Source organism: Vibrio sp. D173a (genome assembly GCF_030248475.1).
In genome coordinates this window covers 1-846 of sequence record NZ_JAHGAH010001017.1, presented here as the reverse complement: position 1 = coordinate 846, position 846 = coordinate 1, and the positions used below count along the sequence as shown (strand labels likewise).

The window sequence follows — 846 nt, the reverse complement described above, 5'->3', positions numbered from 1 at the left end:
TGGGTGTAGCCTTCATAACCAATTGATGTGGGTAGTGTCCTTGCTTAGCGCCTTTCTCACGTAGCTCTAATCGCTGGTGGACACCAAATCGGTGCTGCTCATCGATAATGACGAGGCCTAGGTTATGGAAGGTAACATGCTCTTGGAACAGAGCGTGCGTTCCGACCACCATTTGCGCCTCGCCACTGGCAATACGTTCAAGTTCTTTCTCTTTGGCTTTGCCTTTGAGCTTACCGGCTAGCCAACCGACTTGAATACCCATGCTCTCAAACCAATTAGCAAAGTTTATTGAGTGCTGCTCTGCCAGAAGCTCAGTTGGTGCCATTAGCGCGACTTGTTGGCCGTGCTCTAAAGCGCGAACGGCGGCGAGGGCGGCGACTAGCGTTTTACCTGAGCCTACATCACCTTGTACTAAGCGCATCATAGGGTGTGGTTTCTCTAGATCGCCCTCAGTCTCTTTCACCACGCGTGCTTGTGCATTGGTTGGCGAGAATGGTAATTGCGCTAGCAGTTTGTCTTTGAGCGTATGCACTGGCGGCAGTGGAATCGCGTTGTCTTGTTGCCCCTTGCTGCGAACCGATAGCATTGATAGGTTTTGTGCGAGCAGCTCTTCCATGATCAAACGCAGTTGAGCTGGATGCTTACCTTCATCAAATAGCTCAAGGTCGATCCCCGGTGGTGGTCTATGGATGGTATGTAGCGCCTGAGCCAGTGTAATTTGGTGATCGTATAAACCAGAAGGCAGTGGTTCATTAACCGCGGCTTTATCGATAAGCTCTAGTGCTTGGTCGGTAAGGTTACGCAGCGTGACTTGTCTTAGGCCATCTGTGGTTGGGTAAACCGGTG

General features: G+C 51.1%; 1 protein-coding gene. It reads right to left on the bottom strand.

From position 1 onward, the window contains the following. The coding region (locus KIV40_RS30980; RefSeq protein ID WP_285353132.1) for a DEAD/DEAH box helicase at window positions 1-846 on the bottom strand (846 nt) is incomplete at both ends.